Origin of the sequence: Psychroserpens mesophilus, assembly GCF_050617655.1 — a bacterium.
Lineage (GTDB): Bacteria > Bacteroidota > Bacteroidia > Flavobacteriales > Flavobacteriaceae > Psychroserpens > Psychroserpens mesophilus_A.
The window spans coordinates 1-365 of record NZ_JBODQC010000070.1 but is presented as its reverse complement, the minus strand read 5'-3'; the positions used below and the strand labels follow the sequence as shown (position 1 = coordinate 365).

The following is a 365-nucleotide window of genomic DNA, read 5'->3' as shown; positions in this document are numbered from 1 at the left end:
TGCCCAGCAGGGAAGCAGTTAACTGGCCTTCTAGCCCCGCCAGGGCCGCCTGGAGCTCTTCGGCGTCCCTACAAATTACCAGCCGGGTAAAGGGTCCGAACACTTCCATCTGCAACTTGGGGTTGGCGAGGGAATCGGTCCCGGATACCCGGGCCACAGCTGCCGGCACCTCATTGGGCCCCTCCGGGGGATTTCCCGGTGTCAGGAATTCCACCCCGTGCTGCTGCTCCATGGTCCGGCGCATGTCAGTAAAGTGGCCGGCCATATTCGGGTGTAACATGCAGGAAGGCGGGAATGCCGCAATTTCATCGGCCAGGGACCTGGCAAATGTTTCCAGGTCCGGGCTGTCAATAGCAAAAAGCAAT

The 365-nt window shown here is 60.3% G+C and carries 1 pseudogene; it reads right to left on the bottom strand.

Annotation, left to right across the window (positions count from 1 at the left end):
- Positions 1-365: pseudogene (locus ACRHNM_RS16370) on the bottom strand (aldehyde dehydrogenase (NADP(+))); the annotation flags it as partial.